The sequence below is a fragment of the Pseudomonas sp. HMWF006 genome, assembly GCF_003061205.1.
Lineage (GTDB): Bacteria > Pseudomonadota > Gammaproteobacteria > Pseudomonadales > Pseudomonadaceae > Aquipseudomonas > Aquipseudomonas monsensis.
The window spans coordinates 1-760 of the sequence record NZ_QAIU01000578.1 but is presented as its reverse complement, the minus strand read 5'-3'; the positions used below and the strand labels follow the sequence as shown (position 1 = coordinate 760).

Below are 760 nucleotides of genomic sequence, written 5' to 3'. Positions count from 1 at the left end.
GCTCGCATGTCGCGGTCGCAGGCGAGATCCGTCGACGTGCACGGCCGGGAGCGCTTTACCTGGTGCCCGACGATTGCGTGGTCGACGAGTTCGACGCACTGCTTGCCGGCACCGGGGCGAGCACCTTGTGCCCGCATGCCACCCCGGATTTTGGCCAGTGCGTGGGCCTGGCGCTGGAGCTTGTCGCGGCTGCCTTTTCACGTGGCGAGCCAGTGGCCGCGTACCTGAACAGGCACGCCGATTTTGTTCACCGACAATACCGACCCGCCGACTACACGGTGGTCCTGCGTCAATACCCCGCACTCTGCGAAAACGATACAAGGACGTAATCATGGCTCTGCAATTTTCTGGCGCTGCGCCTGGACTGCCCGGCATCGGCGAGGGCGCTATGGCCCCCGACGATCTCGACCTCATGTTGGCGGCACTGCGCCAGGCCTTGATCCGACCACGGGGAGCGCTGGCCGCGCCCGCCGAGGCGGAACAGATAGCCGAGGCCGCCGAACGAGCGGTGGGGCAGTCGATCTGTGAGGCCGGGATTGGTCTGTCTCAAGCGCTTGATGTGTATGCCGGTCTGCTCAGCCAGCAAGGCGTTGCCACTGACCATCCGGGTTATCTGGCCTACATCGGGGCTGCGCCGACCCCGGCCGCCGCGTTGATGGACGGCTTGCTGTCGGCCAGCGGCATGATCGGTTCGGGATGGCTCGGCGGGGCGGGGTCGGCGCAGCCCCGATGTAGGCCAGATAACCCGGATGGTCAGTGG

General features: G+C 66.3%; 2 pseudogenes. Both read left to right on the top strand.

What is annotated here, in order from left to right:
* Nucleotides 1–329, top strand: a pseudogene (locus DBR24_RS31340) (hypothetical protein); the annotation flags it as partial.
* A gap of 2 nt (nt 330–331) precedes the next feature.
* A pseudogene (locus DBR24_RS26470) lies at nt 332–760 on the top strand (hypothetical protein); the annotation flags it as partial.